Here is a 16,695-nt window from a genome sequence, read left to right on the forward strand (position 1 = left end):
ATCGGCGCGCACCGTAATTCCAAATGCCGGTTTATTCCATCCCCAATCCCTAATGGATAGAAACGGGAATAAGACGCAGGCGCTTCAATTATTCAGCAGCAAGTGTTTTCGGGTCTGCCAAAACGACGATATCGCCCATGATTGCGTTCAATTCGAAATTTTTCGGAGTATAAACCTTGGCCACACCCATGGCTTTCAATTTTTCGGCATCTTCATCGGGAATAATTCCGCCAACAACAACTGGTATATGGGACAGCCCTGCTTTTTGCAGGCGCGCCAAAACCTCTTCGACCAGCGGCAGGTGGCTGCCGGACAGTATAGACAAGCCAATCACATGCGCATCGTCTTCGCGTGCTGCGTCCACGATTTCCTCTGGGGTCAGGCGGATACCCTCATAGCTGATATCCATACCGCAATCGCGGGCGCGGAAGGCAATCTGTTCGGCGCCGTTGGAATGGCCGTCCAGCCCCGGCTTACCGACAAGGAATTTCAGGCGGCGGCCCAATGTGTCACTGACCGCGTCGACAGCGGCACGCAGATCGTCCAGCCCTTCGGTCTTGTTTGAAACCGAGCCCGAAACGCCAGTAGGGCCGCGATAGGTGCCATAGACCTTGCGCATCTCTTCCGCCCATTCGCCTGTGGTGGCGCCCGCTTTGGCGGCCGCAATGGACGGCTCCATCACGTTGGCCCCGGCCTGTGCGGCTTCACGCAGCGCAGCCAGAGCTGCTGCAACAGCCGAGTCGTCCCGATCGGCACGCCAGACGTTCAGGCGGTCGATCTGTTCCTGTTCCACGGCTGGATCGACAACCATGATGCCGCCATCTTCGGTCTGCAAGGGGGATGGCTCACCTTCGATCCATTTGTTAACGCCAACAACGACGGTTTCATTGCGTTCGATACGGTTCAGCCGTTCTGCGTTGGACTCCACCAAGCGAGATTTCATATACCCGATCGAGGCCACAGCGCCGCCCATCGAGTCTAGGTTCGCCAGCTCGGCACGCGCGCCTGTTTTAAGGTCTTCGACTTTGGCATCGACTGCAGGGTTGCCGTCGAACAGATCATCGAATTCCAGCAGGTCAGTCTCATAGGCCAGAATTTGCTGCATCCGCATCGACCATTGTTGATCCCACGGGCGCGGCAGGCCAAGCGCCTCGTTCCACGCGGGCAACTGCACCGCGCGCGCGCGCGCGTTTTTTGATAGCGTCACGGCCAGCATCTCGATCAGGATGCGATAGACGTTGTTTTCAGGCTGCTGTTCGGTCAGACCCAACGAGTTCACCTGTACACCATAGCGGAATCGACGGAATTTCGGATTCTCGATACCATAGCGTTGTTGCAGAATCTCATCCCAAAGGTCGACAAAGGCGCGCATCTTGCACATTTCGGTGACAAAGCGGATGCCTGCGTTTACGAAAAACGAAATCCGGCCGCACAGGGCTGGGAAATCCTCTGCCGGAACGCGCGGGCGCAATTCGTCCAACACAGCGATGGCGGTGGCCAACGCGTATGCCAGTTCCTGTTCTGGTGTCGCGCCCGCTTCTTGCAGGTGGTACGAGCACACATTCATTGGGTTCCACTTGGGAACGTTGGTATAGCAATACTCGGCCACGTCCGCGATCATCTTCAGCGAAGGTTTGGGCGGGCAAACATAGGTGCCGCGGCTCAGGTATTCTTTGATCAGATCATTTTGCACCGTGCCCTGCAGTTGCGACACATCTGCGCCTTGCTCTTCCGCGACGGCGATATAAAGCGCCAAAAGCCATGGGGCAGTGGCGTTGATGGTCATCGAGGTGTTCATCTGCTCCAGCGGAATCTGGTCGAACAGAACCCGCATGTCGCCCAGATGGCAAACCGGTACACCCACCTTGCCGACTTCACCGCGTGCCAATGTGTGGTCGCTGTCATAACCTGTTTGCGTCGGCAGATCGAAGGCCACGGACAAGCCGGTTTGCCCTTTCGCCAGATTCCCCCGATAAAGCGCGTTCGAGGCTTTGGCCGTGGAATGACCGGCATAGGTTCGGATGAGCCAGGGGCGATCTTTCTGCGTCTGCGTCATAGCGGGCCTCGTGTTTCGGTGGGCAATAAAATTACGTCTTGAAGCTCTAAATCGCAATTTTCGGGACATGTCAATTCGCTGCGTTGCGGCATCGTATGATTGTTCAGATTGTGAGCGGTTGCGATTGATGGCAATGTGCGGCCATGACGCAAACCGTGGAACTTCCGCTTTGGCTTTTCCTGCTGATCGTGGTCTTTGCCATGGTCACTTTTGCTTCGCATTTCCTGTTCCCTTCGGTGCGCTGGTTTTTTCGCCGTAGGCTGGAACGGGCCGTTTCACGCCTCAATCAAAGGCTTCAACGTCCCATTCAGCCGTTCAAGTTGGCGCGGCGACACGACATGATCCAGCGGTTGATTTACGATCCACAGGTCGGCCAGGCCGTTCAGCAACACGCGCGGGACGAAGGCGTTCCCGAAGCGGTGGCCTCTGAAAAGGCGCGCCGCTATGCGCGCGAAATTGTTCCGTCGTTTTCAGCCTTTGCATATTTCAGCTTTGCTATCCGTCTGGCTCGCCTGCTGAGCAATACGTTTTACGAGGTCCGACTCAGTTATAAAGACGAGGCTGCGATAAAAAACATCGACCCTGATGCGACCGTGGTATTTGTGATGAACCATCGCAGCAATATGGACTATGTGCTTGTCACCTATCTGGCAGCACAGCAGTCGGCCTTGTCTTATGCCGTCGGAGAATGGGCGCGCGTTTGGCCGCTTAGCCGTTTGATCCGTGCGATGGGGGCGTACTTCATTCGGCGCAAATCGGGCAGCGAGCTCTACCGGCAGGTTCTGTCCTGTTATGTGCGCCACGCGACCGAAGCTGGTGTGACGCAAGCCATGTTCCCGGAAGGCGGTTTAAGCCTGACCGGCGCGTTGGGTCGTCCCAAGCTTGGTTTGCTGAAATACATTATGGATGGAACTTCGATCGACGGGCGCGATGTCGTTTTTGTTCCTGTGGCGCTGAACTACGATCGGGTGCTTGAAGATACGATCCTGACTCGCGCCGCCTTGGGCTCTGAGCGCCGGTTCCGTGCTCGGATCGGGGTAATCTCGCGCTGGGTTCTCAAGCAGCTCTGGCGACGTCTGATTGGGCGGTACAAGCGATTTGGCGTCGCCTCGGTGCGATATGGGGTTCCGATTTCACTCAAGGAATTTCGCGCTGTCAGCGATGACGATGTCATGACTGACCTCGCCCGAGAATTGATGCAACGCATTGGTCAGGCCATCCCGCCAGTTCCGGCACCGGCAGCGTGCCGGTTGTTGCAGGAAAACGGGTCTTTACCTGAAGAAGCCGTACGATCCCAAATACTGTCCATGTTGGCTGAAGGTGGTCATGCATCAGACGGAGACGAAGCGGCGGTCGATAATGCCCTGAATCAGTTGGTCGAGCGCAGGATCTTAAGCCGGGAAAGGGGCAATCTGGCCTTTTCAGGTCAACGTGAGGATCTGTTGGACTATTATGCAGCCTCGGTTCCCATCCATGAGAAATCTGGAAATACTGCGGCTGCGAAATAACTTTCTGCATTTGCAGGGTCATAAAATTACAAATGTTGGCCAAAAACAGTTGCATTATTACCCATCGACCAATATCTCAGTTTGTGAAGCGCGCGATTCTGCGTTGCGGCAATGATATTGAGAATAGGAGGCCAGCATGGCTTTGGACACCGAAAGCGGTATCGCGTCGTACGAGGCACCCGAAAAGGACCTCTATGAAATGGGTGAGATCCCTCCGATGGGATTTGTCCCCAAGCAGATGTATGCTTGGGCTATCCGTAAGGAACGCCATGGCGAGCCGAACACTGCAATGCAGCAAGAAGTGGTCGACGTACCCGAACTGGACAGTAACGAGGTGCTGGTTCTGGTGATGGCGGCCGGCGTCAACTATAATGGTGTCTGGGCCGCCCTGGGACAGCCGATCAGCCCGTTTGATGGCCACAAAGCCCCCTATCACATCGCCGGTTCAGACGCGTCGGGCATTGTCTGGGCCGTTGGCGACAAGGTGAAGCGCTGGAAAGTGGGGGATGAGGTGGTCATTCACTGCAACCAAGACGATGGCGATGACGAGGAATGCAACGGTGGCGATCCGATGTACTCTCCCAGCCAGCGGATTTGGGGGTACGAGACGCCGGACGGATCGTTCAGCCAGTTTACCCGCGTTCAGGCACAACAGCTGATGCCGCGCCCCAAGCATCTGACTTGGGAAGAAGCGGCGTGCTACACGCTGACGCTGGCCACCGCATACCGGATGCTATTTGGTCATGAACCTCACGATCTGAAGCCGGGTCAGAACGTTCTGGTTTGGGGTGCGTCGGGCGGTCTGGGTTCATATGCGATCCAACTGATCAATACGGCCGGTGCAAATGCAATTGGCGTGATCTCGGACGAAAGCAAGCGTGACTTCGTCATGGGGCTGGGCGCCAAGGGTGTACTGAACCGAAAGGACTTTAACTGCTGGGGTCAATTGCCCACGGTAAACACCCCGGAATATGCCGAATGGTTCAGAGAAGCCCGCAAGTTTGGCAAGGCGATCTGGGACATTACCGGCAAAGGCAACAACGTGGATATGGTGTTTGAACACCCCGGTGAAAGCACGTTCCCTGTTTCGACGTTTGTTGTCAAAAAAGGTGGCATGGTTGTGATCTGCGCCGGGACCACCGGCTTCAACTGCACCTTTGACGTGCGCTACATGTGGATGCACCAAAAGCGCCTGCAAGGTTCGCACTTTGCCCACCTGAAACAGGCGGCTGCCGCAAACAAGCTGATGGTCGAGCGTCGTCTGGACCCCTGCATGTCCGAAGTGTTCACCTGGAACGATCTGCCCGAGGCCCACATGAAGATGCTGCGGAACGAACACAAGCCGGGCAATATGTCTGTCCTTGTTCAAGCGCCCCGCACTGGCCTGCGGACCTTGGAAGAGGTTCTCGACGCAGGCTGATCACCCTTTGGGTCGTAGACAAAAAACACCCGCGAATCGCCTGTCCGGTTCGCGGGTGTATTACGTTTCGACAAAGCCTTTCGAACTTTCAAACACTTACATTTTCCTCCCCCGCTATTTTTGGGGAGTAGAAACCGGTGAATAGGTCGAAAAAGATCATACATGCTATGGTTGTGTTAACGCTTCGTTAACTGTTTCAGAGAGACCCTAATGGCGCAGAATGAGTGGATATTGGACGTACTGTCGGACCTCAATGCTTTCGCCGTTGCGAACGGGTTGAGCGCGCTTGCCGAGCAGCTTGATGACACAAGATTGATCGCAGCGGCCGAGATTGCGTCCCTGAAGAACGAGGCACAAGCGCCCGCGGATGGGAACAGAAGTCGAATTGGGTCAGATCCTTCAGGATTTGGAAAACACCAACACGCTTGAAGAACTCAGCAATGTTGCAGAGCGATTGCGGGGTATTCTGCAGGTCGAACATTTGACCTATCACTGGGTCGATGGCGCTGGCGATCAATACGGCTACACCACCTATTCAGATGCCTGGGACGAGCGCTACCGAAACAAGAATTACCATCGTATTGACCCGGTTATTCTTGGATGCTTCCAAAGATTTCATCCGGTCGACTGGAAATCTCTGGACTGGTCGAGCAGGATCGCAAAATCCTTTCTCGAAGATGCCAGAAGCCACGGTGTTGGCAATCAGGGCTATTCCATTCCGATCAGGGGCCCGAACGGGCAGTTTGCCCTGTTCACTGTAAACCACAGTTGCGATGATCAGACCTGGCAACGCTTTATTTCAACGTACGGGCGGGAGTTAATTCTGGTTGCGCATTACATCAATCGCAAAGCGCTTGAATTCGAAAAAGACAGGCAACCGGATTCCGCACGCAATCTGTCACCACGGGAAATTGACGCGATCACCCTTTTGGCTTTGGGCTACAGCCGGGCACAAGTGGCGCATTCTCTGTCGATTTCAGAGCATACGCTGCGTGTCTATATCGAAAGCGCCCGGTCCAAATTGGGTGCCCATAACACCACCCATGCCATCGCAACTGCGCTCAGCCGAGGATTAATAGTCGTTTAAGGCGAGTGCGCCTTCCACACGCAATATTAACCACGACTCTGTACCCCCTTCGTTCCTGCACAGGACGACAAGGGGAACAAGTCATGTTGCGTTATTTATATGCCGATCAGTTGTACAGATTTCCAACTCTGGCGGAAGGGATGTTCAAGGATCGTGCGGATCAGTTCAAAACCCGGCTGGGGTGGGATGTCAATGAACAGGGGGAAGAGCGGGATGAGCATGATGCGCTCAACCCGCTCTATGTCATTTGGGAAGAGCCGGACGGCAGTCATGGCGGGTCAATGGGGGTTCTGCCCACAACGGGCCGGGTGATGATCAACGAGATATTCGGTCATCTTAACGGTGGCAAACCCATTTACAGCCCGCTGATCTGGGAAGTGACCCGGTTCTGCCTGTCACGCAACGCAGGTCCACATACGGCCGGAGCCATTATGCTGAGCGGCGGCGAAATGATGGAAGGTTTTGGCCTGACCCATATCGCCGGTGTCTTTGATGCGCGTATGATCCGTATCTGTCGTCTGATTGGCTCGTCCCCCGAGGTTCTGGGCACCCAGGGCAGAGGACGGGATCAGGTCTCGATCGGGTTGTGGCCCTATTCGGCGGATGACTGCAATCGCGTGGCGGAACGCGCTGGTATCCCGCGCGAGCTTTCGCGCCTGTGGTTCAACACAGCGTTTGGGCCCAAAAAACAGCACCGGTTTGCCTTGTCCGCGTAAGCAGTTGAAAACGCCATTCCACATCTGGTGATGGTCGGCGCGGCCCTGTAGGGTCGCGCCATGTCTTTGCAAAATGTAACCTTCTCGGATGACCAGGCCGCCGCATTTGACAGCATCGCCGAGATGCTGAGATCAGCGGGTGTCGATCTGGAAGATGACGCCCTACTCAAGCTGCCGGGGGCAGGGAAATCCGGCGTAATGGCCGTAATCGGTAAGGCCGGTTCAGGTAAAACCCTGCTGTTGGCTGAACTGTACAAAGCGCTGGCAGAGACCGGGGTGCAGATCGTGTCCGGTGACTATGAAAGTCGCAAGTCCAGGGACAAGCGCAGCCTTGCCATTCTGGCCCCCACAAACAAGGCTGCAAGCGTTCTGCGACTGCGTGGCGTGCCTGCCACTACAATTCACCGCATTCTCTATACGCCGGTTTATGACCCGGAATACGAGCGCATTGCCGAATGGCTGGCGGGCAACGATGAACGCCCCGAGATCGAAGGGCTGACAGATGAAGCCCTGGATCGGGCCGCGGCGTTTTACGAAAACAACAAATCCATCCCGGGAGCACTGGCCGCGGCCGGTTTGCGGGGATCGGATTTCATCACGGGGTGGAAACGCCGCGAAGAACCTTTGGACATCGGATTTGTCGATGAAGCGTCGATGCTGGACGACCGTCAGTTCGAGGATCTGAAAGAGATTTTCGCAACTCTTCTGTTGTTTGGTGACCCGGCACAGCTGGCACCGGTAAATCAATCAGGCAGCATGGTGTTTGAGGCATTGCCCAAACCCCGGAAGCTGACCCTTGAACGGGTTCACAGGCAGGATGCGGACAATCCAATCCTCGATCTGGCCCATGCTTTGGCTGATCCGGCGATGGGGTTTGAAGATTTCGAACGTTTGGTCGAAGAGATAGCCCGCCGCGACGACCGGGTGGTCTGGGGGCAGCGGGTCGAGGTCGACCTGATGGCGCGCAGCCCGGTTCTGGTCTGGCGCAACGCCACGCGCATTCGTCTGATTCAGGCGTTCAGGAACGTCCATGGCGCACCAGAGACGGAGCTGTTGGAGGGAGAGCCGCTGATTTGTGACGGGCTCGAATTGCCGTTGAAACATCGCAAGAAACGTCTGGATCTTGAGGCGCGCGGACTGATCAAGGGGGCTCAGGTCGTGTATCTGGGGCCGGGGCGAAAGCCGGGATTCTCGCGGTTGCATGTTATGGGGGCTGAAGACCCTCAGGTCAGCGCGGCGTCGATTGTTCAGATCGAGAAGCCAGATGAGGAAGAACCGTTCATTCCTTTTGCTGCGCGTATGGGCGCGACGTTTCTGCACGGTGCGGCGGTGACGATTCACAAGGCGCAAGGATCGCAATGGGATACGGTTCAGGTCTTTGCGCCGGATATCTATGCCGCAGCCCGAATGGGCCGGACTGAGGCCGGCCAGCCCTTATGGAAACGTTTGGCTTACGTGGCGATCACCCGCGCGCAAGAGCGGCTGATCTGGGTTGTGCGCAACCGGTTGTCGAAACCAACGTACCCGTTGCAGGTGGATGACTTGCGGGCGGTTCCTGCGGCGTCACTGACACTGGAGGCAGAAGAGACATGACATCCATCATCGTTACCGGCGCAAGCTCTGGTATAGGTCTGGCCACGGCTGAACTGTTCCTGGCCCAAGGATGGACAGTCGGGGTGTTGGCGCGCAGTGCGGATAAGCTGAATGCCCTGGCGCAAAAACACGGCAATGCGGTATCCTTGCCTGCTGATGTAACTGACCTCGAGGCTGTGACGACAGCGTTCCGCAAGTTTACGGATGAGGTCGGGCGTCTGGATGTCTTATTCAACAACGCCGGTATCTTTGCTCCGGGGGGCACTATTGACGAAATCGCACTTGAGGATTGGTATCAAAGCGTCAGTGTCAACCTGAACGGCATGTTCCTGTGCGCACGCGAAGCCTTTCGGATCATGCGTCATCAGAACCCGCAAGGTGGGCGGATCATCAACAATGGCTCGATTGCCGCACATGTTCCGCGCCCGAACTCTGTGCATTATTCGGCTACAAAACACGCGATTACCGGACTGACCCGCAGCTTGTCTTTGGACGGACGGCCTTTTGGAATAGCCTGCGGGCAGATCGACATCGGGAACGCCCGCACGCAAATGGTTCAGGGTCTTGTGGAGGCCGCGCAGGCGGCGGGGGACACGCCAGACCCGACCATGGCCGTCGAAGACGCGGCGCGCTCCGTCCTGCATATGGCAACCCTGCCGCCCGAGGCGAATGTTCAGTTCATGACCGTCATGGCCACGACCATGCCTTATATCGGCAGGGGTTGACCGTTACTTGTCGCGCAACAGACGGAAAGCCGTCGAAGCGCCCCAACCTGCCGCAATCGCGATAACCAGCGACATCAAACCGTACCAGACGGGTTGCTGGCGAGACATGTTGTACAGGAACCGTTCCAGGCCGACTTTGCGGACATCAATGGTCGTCTCGTATTGCGAAACCACCTCTCCACTGCGGGTCAGGAAAATACGGGCAGTATAGTCCCCCTCAGTCAGGTCGGCGGGCATGTCGATTGAGGTGCGGAACAGGGTTTGTTCGTCCACAGCCACCGTGGCTTCGCGAATGGAATAGAGGTTTTCATCTTCGCGGATGCGAACCACAGCGTCTGCGAAATCCTGCGCTCCGCGGATATGCATCGCAGCACCAACAGAGCGGATCGCACGCTCGATCGACACGCGATAGCGCAGATCTTCAGTGTCAGTCAGAATGTCATCCAAAGGTCCGCTGGTGGCGACGGCATAGAAACTGGGCGCAAGGTCGACAAGGACACTGTCGGTGTTGACCCAGATCCCCAGCTTTCGTTCCTTGCGGCGTACGGTGACCGGCTCAGAAGGGCCGGCGACCGCGACGATGACCTCGACAGGTGGGCCGGGCGGAATAGGGGTTTCCCGTTTGATGGCACCGAAAATGAGAAGCTCGGAGCCGTCAAAGGTCGCCGTGATCGCAACCCGATCCTGGCTAAGACCCAGAACAACCTGTTCTTCCGCTGCAGATACGGGCAGGCACAACAGACAAAAAGCGGCAATGAGTGAACGCAGCATCCTCAGTGTCCTCCCCCGTTTCCAAGTGAGTAAAGCTCGGCAGGCTGTAGAAGCAGATCAAGAGCCAGCTTGCCACAAACCACCAGAACCAGAGCAGCCAGCAGAACGCGCAGCTGTTCCGCCGGCATCCGCGCGCCAATCACGGTACCGATCTGCGCACCAATTACGCCGCCGACCAACAACAATACGGCCAGAACAACGTCGACCGTGTAGTTGGTTGTGGCATGAAGCATCGTGGTGAAGGCTGTCACGAAGATGATTTGAAACAGCGATGTGCCAACAACAACCTTTGTAGGCATGCCCAGCAGATAGATCATGGCGGGAACCATGATAAAGCCGCCGCCAACACCCATGATTGCCGACAAGACGCCGACGCAAAGCCCAACCAAAACAGGCGGAATGACCGAGATGTAAAGACCTGATGTGCGGAACCGCATCTTGAAGGGCAGGGCGTGAATCCAGCCGCGCTGACGGCGTTTGGCGGGGGCGGCTCCACCCCTTTTGGCTTTGCGCAGTGCCCTGAGGCTTTCGACGAACATCAGGCTGCCGATGACGCCCAGGAAAACCACGTAACACAGCATAACCAGCAGATCGACCTGACCCAGACGTTTGAGGTAGTTGAAAACAACCACACCCAAAGCAGCGCCTATAAGACCCCCGACCAGCAACACCGTTCCCATCTTGAGGTCCACGGTTTTTCGTCGGAAATGCGCCAGAACACCGGAAAAGGACGATGCCACAATCTGGTTGGCCTCGGTCGCAACGGCCACAGCCGGGGGGATGCCGATGAAGAACAGAAGCGGCGTCATGAGAAAACCGCCGCCGACCCCGAACATCCCGGACAGAACGCCAACCATCCCACCCAGACCAAGCAGGAGGAATGCATTCACCGAAACTTCGGCTATGGGCAGGTATATATACATGGTACCGTCACTCTGCGTTTTTCTACGCGTTGTCGCCTATTGAAGTTGAATAAAAAAGAGGTAGTTGCCGCGCGATGCGTTTTGTCACGGTCAAACCCCTCCGGGCTCGGTGAGCGAGAAGACCTCATCCGGATGCACAAGCAGGTCAAAGCCGATCTTGATAGCAACGCTCATGACAAGAAGCGCCAGCAGAATGCGCAACTGCTCAGCCCGCAAGCGGGCACCAATCATCGTTCCGAACTGCGCGCCCAGAACACCACCCAGCAACAATAGAACGGCCAGGATGATATCGACGCTGAAGTTGGTCGAGGCGTGGATCATCGTGGTGAACCCGGCCACAAAAATGATCTGAAACAAGGATGTTCCGATGACCACTTTTGTCGGGATGCCAAGCACGTAGATCATCGCGGGTACCATGATGAACCCGCCGCCTACACCCATGATCGCCGACAGAATACCGACGCCGAACCCGACCAACACTGGCGGGATGACCGAGATGTAAAGGCTGGAGGCCCGAAACCGTGTTTTGAACGGCAACGCATGTATCCAATTGCGCTGGCGCCGTTTGGGAGCGGGGTTTCTGCCTGCCTGTTTGGCGCGACGGATGGCGGACAAGCTTTCGATGAACATCAAAGTGCCGATGACGCCAAGAAAGAAGACGTAACACAACTGTACGGCCAAATCGACCTGACCCAGATGTTTCAGGAAATTGAAGGCCACCATACCCAATCCTGCACCAAACACTCCGCCGATCAGCAGCACCGTTCCCATCTTCAGATCTACGGTTTTGCGTTTCAGATGCGCCATCAATCCCGAGAAAGAGGATGCAACGACCTGATTGGCCGAGGTCGCCACCGCAACCGCAGGGGGAATGCCAATGAAAAACAGAAGCGGTGTTATCAGAAACCCGCCACCTACGCCGAACATGCCCGACAAAACACCCACAAGCCCACCGATCCCCAACAGCAGGAATGGGCTGACAGACACTTCGGCAATGGGCAGGTAGACGTGCATACCCCCTTAGAGCTGGTGCGGCATACAAAATCAACTCTGCATGCCGCTCTGCAGCGAACAGGATTTAAATTTGTCCCTGAACTGGACTTATCAGCGTTCCTTTACATAGGGCTCGCCACCCGCACGTGGCGGTACGGCTTTACCGACGAAGCCAGCCAGAATCACCACCGTCAGGATATAGGGCAAAGCGTCCATCATCTGCACCGGGATCACGATCCCGCCCAGATCGATATTCTGGAACCGCAGTGCGACGGCCTGCAACAGGCCAAACAGCAGGCAAGCCCACATGGCGTGCCAGGGGCGCCATTTGGCAAAGATCAGCGCGGCCAGCGCGATGAACCCGCGACCGGCGGTCATTTCCTTGACGAACCCAGCTTGCAAGGCAGTGGCCAGATAAGCGCCTGCGATGCCGCACAAAACGCCACAGATGGCGACTGCGGCAAAACGCAGACCAACCACGGATACACCTGCTGTATCCACTGCCGCGGGGTTTTCCCCCACGGCCCGCAGGCGCAGGCCGAACCGGGTGCGATACAAAACCCACCACGTTGCTGGAACCATCAGAAACGCCACATAGACCAGGATCGAATGACCCGAGAGCAACTCGGAATAAATCGGGCCGAAAATGGGTACACCACTGAGCGATTCAGCAAACGGGAAATTAATGGGTTCAAACCGCCCGCCGCCGAAAAGGGATGGTGTGCGACCGCCTTGCTGGAACCAGCTTTGGGCGATCAAAACGGTCAGCCCCGAGGCGAGAAAGTTGATGGCCACACCCGAGATCAGCTGATTGCCTCGGAATGTGATCGACGCCAGCCCGTGCAGGCCCGACAGCAACATCGAGGACGCGATACCGGCCAGCAATCCCAGCCAAACAGATCCCGTGACGGCTGCGATGGCTGCCGAAAAGAAAGCCGCCATCAGCATTTTACCTTCGAGGCCAATGTCAAAGATACCTGCGCGTTCCGAAAAGAGACCAGCCAGACACGCCAGAAGCAGGGGCGTGGACAGGCGGATCGTCGAATCCAGAACCTGGATGAGGGTAACGAAAAATTCCATCACTCAGCCCTCTTCCGCATACCAAGGAACAGTTTTTCAAGCGGCATCCGCACCATGTTGTCCAGTGCACCGGTGAACAGAATGACTAAAGCCTGAATGACCACGATCAGCTCACGCGGGATTTGGGTCCAAAGCGCCAGTTCCGCGCCGCCCTGATAGAGAAACCCAAACAACAGTGCCGCAAGGAAAACCCCAAACGGGTGCGACCGGCCCATCAGCGCGACGGCGATACCGATAAAACCAGCGCCTTCGGTTGGGTTCAGCACCAGACGTTCAGCCTCGCCCATGACGTTGTTGATGGCCATCATGCCTGCCAATCCACCCGAAATCAGCATCGCAATGATCGTGATCCGCACAGGCGAAATGCCGGCATAAACGGCGCCAGTTTCAGAATGTCCGTAGGCCCGAATTTCATAGCCCAGCCGCGTCCGCCAGATCAGGGCCCAAACCACAAAACAAGCCAGAACTGCCACAAAGAAAGAGATGTTTGCAGGAGCGCCCCGGAATACAACATTGTCTGCGGTCGAGAACATCGACTGAAAACTCGGCAAGTGCGTGGCTTCGGGGAAGCGCGCCGTTGCAGGGTCCTGCGAGCCGGCCGGTTTCATTATATTCACCAGCATGTAGTTCAGGAAGGCGGCGGCGATGAAGTTGAACATGATCGTGGTGATCACGATATGGCTGCCACGCTTGGCTTGCAGATAGGCTGGGATTGCAGCCCAGGCCGCACCAAATAAGGCCGAGGCGGCGCAGGCGGCGAGCAAAGCAATGCTCCAGTGCGGCCATGGGACCGAAAGACAGATGATCGCGACACCCAGCCCGCCCAGCATGGCCTGACCTTCGCCACCGATGTTGAACAGCCGGGCGTGAAAGGCGACGGCGACCGCAAGGCCCGTGAACATGAAATTGGTCGCGTAGTAGAGCGTATAGCCCCAACCATAGGTCGACCCCAGCGCGCCGGTCACCATCAGCTTCACAGCGTCGATCGGGTTCTCGCCGATGGCCAGAATCACAAGCGCCGATAAAATGGCCGCCAGAAGCAAACTGATCAGAGGGATCAGGATTACATCGGCCCATTTAGGCATTTTTTCCATGTTACGCGGCCTCCCCCGCAACACCGGCCATCAACAGGCCCAGTTCTTTTTCATCTGTTTCGTGAGGCAGGCGTTCGCCCATGATGTGACCGTCGAACATCACCGCAATCCGGTCGGATAGCGAGAAGATCTCTTCCAGTTCGACCGAGACAAGCAGGATCGCTTTGCCCTGATCGCGCAGCGCGACGATTTGCTTGTGAATGAACTCAATTGCACCGATGTCCACGCCGCGGGTCGGTTGTCCGACCAGCAGAAGGTCCGGGTTCCGCTCAATCTCGCGCGCGACGACGATCTTCTGTTGGTTGCCGCCCGAAAAGCTCTTGGCGGCCAGCCATGCGTCGGGCGGACGGACGTCGAATTTCTCGATTTTGGCTTCGGTATCGGCGCGCAGGGCAGCATTGTCCATGAAGATGCCACGTTGGTAGGCCGGGTCGCGGTGATAGCCGAAGGCCACATTCTCCCAAGCGTGGAAATCCATAATCAGGCCCTCGCGCTGCCGATCTTCCGGCACATGCGCGATATGCTGGGCACGGCGGGCCTGCCCGTCCGATCCTGTGCCACTCAGCGCCAGAGTCTGGCCGTTCAGTTTGATCGTGCCCTGACCCGGGCGCATACCGCCCAGAACCTCAAGCAACTCTGACTGACCGTTCCCGGCGACACCAGCAATGCCAACGATTTCACCGGCACGCACTGTCAGGTCGATACCTTTGACCCGTTCCACACCCGCCGCATCGAAAACGCTCAGTTTTTCAATTTCAAGGATGGGTTTGCCGGGTTTTGCGGGCACCTTGTCGACCTGCAACAGAACCTTGCGGCCTACCATCAGCTCGGCCAGCTCTTCGGGGCTGGTCTCGGACGTTTTGACAGTCGCTGTCATCTGCCCCCGCCGCATGACCGAAACGGTGTCAGTGTTTTCCATGATCTCGCGCAGCTTGTGCGTGATCACGATGATCGTTTTCCCCTCGGCCCGCAGACGATCGAGAATCCGGAACAACTGATCGGCTTCAGCCGGTGTCAGCACGCCAGTGGGTTCGTCCAGAATCAGAATCTCTGCCTTGCGATACAGCGCTTTCAGGATCTCGACCCGCTGCTGCATCCCCACGCCAATCTCATCGATACGCTTGTCAGGATCAACGAACAGCTCGTATTCTTCCTCAAGCTCTTTGAGCTCTTTACGGGCTTTGGACAAAGACGGCGCCAGCAGCCCGCCATCTTCGGCACCCAGAACGATGTTTTCCAGAACGGTAAAATTCTCCACCAGCTTGAAGTGCTGGAACACCATCCCGATGCCCGAGGCGATCGCTGCCTGGCTATCGGGGATATCGGTCTTGGTGCCGTTAATCCAGATTTCACCTTTGTCGGCTTTGTAGAAGCCGAAGAGGATGCTCATCAACGTAGATTTACCTGCACCGTTTTCACCGATGATCCCATGGATCGTCCCGGGGGCGACGCTGATGGAAATGTCTTTGTTGGCCTGAACCGGCCCAAAGGCTTTGGAAATCCCTTTGAGCTCAATGGCGGGGACGGTCATGTCTTGTCCTCAATTGCCGAAGGGGCCGCGCAGACGGCGCGGCAGAGTGGAGGCGAGGCGGAGGAAACCCCCGCCCCGCGTGTGTCTTAGAACTGCAGTGCCGGGCAGCTGTCGTTCTCGTAGTAGCTTACAACGTTGATATCACCGTTGATGATACCCTTGCGGGCTTCGTCCACAGCATCGCTCATGCGAACCGAAACAAGCTCTTTGTTGTTTTCGTCCATGGCGACGCCAACACCGTCGTCGGCCAGACCCATTACGAAGACACCGGTTTCGACGCCGTCACCCGCTTTCATCGCTTCATACACGGCTACGTCCACACGTTTCAGCATTGAAGTCAGCACTTTGCCGGGATGCAGGTGATTCTGGTTGCTGTCTACGCCGATCGACAGGATGCCTTCGTCAGCTGCGGTCTGCAGAACGCCAACGCCAGTTCCGCCTGCCGCGGCATAAATCACGTCAGCGCCTTGGCTGATCTGTGCTTTGGTAAGCTCGGACCCTTTTACAGGATCGTTCCATGCAGCTGGGGTCGTTCCGGTCATGTTGGCAATCACGTTAACATCCGGGTTAACGGCCTTGGCACCCTGTGCATAACCGCACCCAAAGTGACGGATAAGCGGTACGTCCATGCCTCCGATGAAACCAACCGTGCCGGATTCAGACGCCATGGCCGCCATCATTCCAACAAGATACGAGCCCTCATGTTCGGCAAAGCCGACCTGACGCAGGTTCGGCGCGTCCAGCCAGGTCACATCAACAACAACAAATTTGGTGTCGGGATAGTCCGGTGCGACCGTGCTGAGAGGGTCTGCCATGGCAAATCCCATGGTGATGATCGGGTTCGCGCCTGCTTCGGCAAAACGGCGGAGGGCCTGCTCGCGCTGGGCTTCCGATTGCAGTTCAATCTCGCGGTACTTCCCGCCCGTTTCGTTCGCCCAACGTTGTGCACCGTTATGCGCGGCTTCGTTGAACGATTTGTCGAACTTGCCGCCCAGATCAAAGATCAGCGCCGGTTCGGCCAGTGCGGCACCTGCGGTCAGCGCGACCGCAGCGGCAGCACCCATCAAGGATTTCATCAGGGTCATTTCAGTCTCCCAGTTTTATGTTGGCACGGGTTTAGATTAGTCCCGTTTACCCACTTTTAGCGAGCATAACTGTTGTGATGGCGGGTATTAAGAGGGTTTGCAACCGTCGGGGT

General features: G+C 56.8%; 14 protein-coding genes. 6 read left to right on the top strand and 8 right to left on the bottom strand.

Annotated features, from left to right (window positions below):
• Positions 1–88 precede the first annotated feature (88 nt).
• On the bottom strand, positions 89–2,056 hold the full coding sequence (locus AC2FLD_RS08510; protein ID WP_496668611.1) for a protein meaA: 1,968 nt from the start codon (positions 2,054–2,056) through the stop codon (positions 89–91).
• Between the two features lie 143 nt (positions 2,057–2,199).
• Between AC2FLD_RS08510 and AC2FLD_RS08515 the strand changes: the two genes are divergently transcribed.
• The 6 genes from AC2FLD_RS08515 to AC2FLD_RS08540 all read left to right on the top strand — a co-directional run bounded on the left by AC2FLD_RS08515 (position 2,200) and on the right by AC2FLD_RS08540 (position 9,105).
• Positions 2,200–3,564, top strand: coding sequence for a 1-acyl-sn-glycerol-3-phosphate acyltransferase (locus AC2FLD_RS08515; RefSeq protein ID WP_496668612.1), 1,365 nt, complete (start codon positions 2,200–2,202; stop codon positions 3,562–3,564).
• A 136-nt stretch (positions 3,565–3,700) separates the two neighbouring features.
• Positions 3,701–4,984, top strand: a complete 1,284-nt coding sequence (gene ccrA / locus AC2FLD_RS08520) for a crotonyl-CoA carboxylase/reductase (RefSeq protein ID WP_050604079.1) — start codon at positions 3,701–3,703, stop codon at positions 4,982–4,984.
• A gap of 367 nt (positions 4,985–5,351) precedes the next feature.
• Positions 5,352–6,071: a helix-turn-helix transcriptional regulator gene (locus AC2FLD_RS08525; RefSeq protein WP_050604080.1), complete on the top strand. Its 720-nt coding sequence runs from the start codon at positions 5,352–5,354 to the stop codon at positions 6,069–6,071.
• Between the two features lie 83 nt (positions 6,072–6,154).
• Entirely contained in the window at positions 6,155–6,787 is a 633-nt protein-coding gene (locus AC2FLD_RS08530) for an acyl-homoserine-lactone synthase (RefSeq protein WP_496668613.1), read from the top strand.
• 60 nt (positions 6,788–6,847) lie between these two features.
• On the top strand, positions 6,848–8,380 hold the full coding sequence (locus tag AC2FLD_RS08535) for an ATP-dependent DNA helicase (RefSeq protein ID WP_496668614.1): 1,533 nt from the start codon (positions 6,848–6,850) through the stop codon (positions 8,378–8,380).
• Positions 8,377–9,105, top strand: coding sequence for an SDR family oxidoreductase (locus tag AC2FLD_RS08540; RefSeq protein ID WP_496668615.1), 729 nt, complete (start codon positions 8,377–8,379; stop codon positions 9,103–9,105). Before AC2FLD_RS08535 ends, AC2FLD_RS08540 begins: the two co-directional genes overlap by 4 nt.
• A 3-nt stretch (positions 9,106–9,108) precedes the next feature.
• Here the strand turns inward: AC2FLD_RS08540 and AC2FLD_RS08545 are convergent, their stop codons facing one another.
• From AC2FLD_RS08545 to AC2FLD_RS08575, 7 genes are all read right to left on the bottom strand, one after another.
• A complete protein-coding gene (locus AC2FLD_RS08545; protein ID WP_050604084.1) occupies positions 9,109–9,876 on the bottom strand; it encodes a TIGR02186 family protein in 768 nt (255 codons plus the stop codon).
• 2 nt (positions 9,877–9,878) lie between these two features.
• Positions 9,879–10,799 carry a sulfite exporter TauE/SafE family protein gene (locus AC2FLD_RS08550; protein WP_496668616.1) on the bottom strand — a complete coding sequence of 307 codons (921 nt, stop codon included), beginning with the start codon at positions 10,797–10,799 and terminating at the stop codon, positions 9,879–9,881.
• Positions 10,800–10,889: 90 nt separating this feature from the next.
• The gene (locus AC2FLD_RS08555; RefSeq protein ID WP_496668617.1) at positions 10,890–11,813 is read right to left on the bottom strand and encodes a sulfite exporter TauE/SafE family protein; all 924 of its coding nucleotides are present in this window, start codon (positions 11,811–11,813) and stop codon (positions 10,890–10,892) included.
• Between the two features lie 90 nt (positions 11,814–11,903).
• Positions 11,904–12,872, bottom strand: coding sequence for an ABC transporter permease (locus AC2FLD_RS08560; protein ID WP_050604087.1), 969 nt, complete (start codon positions 12,870–12,872; stop codon positions 11,904–11,906).
• Positions 12,872–13,966, bottom strand: coding sequence for an ABC transporter permease (locus AC2FLD_RS08565; RefSeq protein WP_050604088.1), 1,095 nt, complete (start codon positions 13,964–13,966; stop codon positions 12,872–12,874). Before AC2FLD_RS08565 ends, AC2FLD_RS08560 begins: the two co-directional genes overlap by 1 nt.
• A gap of 1 nt (position 13,967) precedes the next feature.
• Complete coding sequence (locus AC2FLD_RS08570) at positions 13,968–15,497, bottom strand: ABC transporter ATP-binding protein (RefSeq protein WP_496668618.1); 1,530 nt, start codon at positions 15,495–15,497, stop codon at positions 13,968–13,970.
• A gap of 86 nt (positions 15,498–15,583) precedes the next feature.
• Positions 15,584–16,582: a BMP family lipoprotein gene (locus AC2FLD_RS08575; RefSeq protein ID WP_050604090.1), complete on the bottom strand. Its 999-nt coding sequence runs from the start codon at positions 16,580–16,582 to the stop codon at positions 15,584–15,586.
• Positions 16,583–16,695: the final 113 nt, after the last annotated feature.

It is taken from the genome of Ruegeria sp. CDSA021 (assembly GCF_059612325.1).

Excerpts from the sequence above, each read along its gene's own strand:
- AC2FLD_RS08510 (WP_496668611.1), bottom strand. The coding sequence starts at position 2,056 with ATGACGCAGACGCAGAAAGATCGCCCCTGGCTCATCCGAACCTATGCC.
- AC2FLD_RS08515 (WP_496668612.1), top strand. The coding sequence starts at position 2,200 with ATGACGCAAACCGTGGAACTTCCGCTTTGGCTTTTCCTGCTGATCGTG.
- ccrA (WP_050604079.1), top strand. The coding sequence starts at position 3,701 with ATGGCTTTGGACACCGAAAGCGGTATCGCGTCGTACGAGGCACCCGAA.
- AC2FLD_RS08525 (WP_050604080.1), top strand. The coding sequence starts at position 5,352 with ATGGGAACAGAAGTCGAATTGGGTCAGATCCTTCAGGATTTGGAAAAC.
- AC2FLD_RS08530 (WP_496668613.1), top strand. The coding sequence starts at position 6,155 with ATGTTGCGTTATTTATATGCCGATCAGTTGTACAGATTTCCAACTCTG.
- AC2FLD_RS08535 (WP_496668614.1), top strand. The coding sequence starts at position 6,848 with ATGTCTTTGCAAAATGTAACCTTCTCGGATGACCAGGCCGCCGCATTT.
- AC2FLD_RS08540 (WP_496668615.1), top strand. The coding sequence starts at position 8,377 with ATGACATCCATCATCGTTACCGGCGCAAGCTCTGGTATAGGTCTGGCC.
- AC2FLD_RS08545 (WP_050604084.1), bottom strand. The coding sequence starts at position 9,876 with ATGCTGCGTTCACTCATTGCCGCTTTTTGTCTGTTGTGCCTGCCCGTA.
- AC2FLD_RS08550 (WP_496668616.1), bottom strand. The coding sequence starts at position 10,799 with ATGTATATATACCTGCCCATAGCCGAAGTTTCGGTGAATGCATTCCTC.
- AC2FLD_RS08555 (WP_496668617.1), bottom strand. The coding sequence starts at position 11,813 with ATGCACGTCTACCTGCCCATTGCCGAAGTGTCTGTCAGCCCATTCCTG.
- AC2FLD_RS08560 (WP_050604087.1), bottom strand. The coding sequence starts at position 12,872 with ATGGAATTTTTCGTTACCCTCATCCAGGTTCTGGATTCGACGATCCGC.
- AC2FLD_RS08565 (WP_050604088.1), bottom strand. The coding sequence starts at position 13,966 with ATGGAAAAAATGCCTAAATGGGCCGATGTAATCCTGATCCCTCTGATC.
- AC2FLD_RS08570 (WP_496668618.1), bottom strand. The coding sequence starts at position 15,497 with ATGACCGTCCCCGCCATTGAGCTCAAAGGGATTTCCAAAGCCTTTGGG.
- AC2FLD_RS08575 (WP_050604090.1), bottom strand. The coding sequence starts at position 16,582 with ATGACCCTGATGAAATCCTTGATGGGTGCTGCCGCTGCGGTCGCGCTG.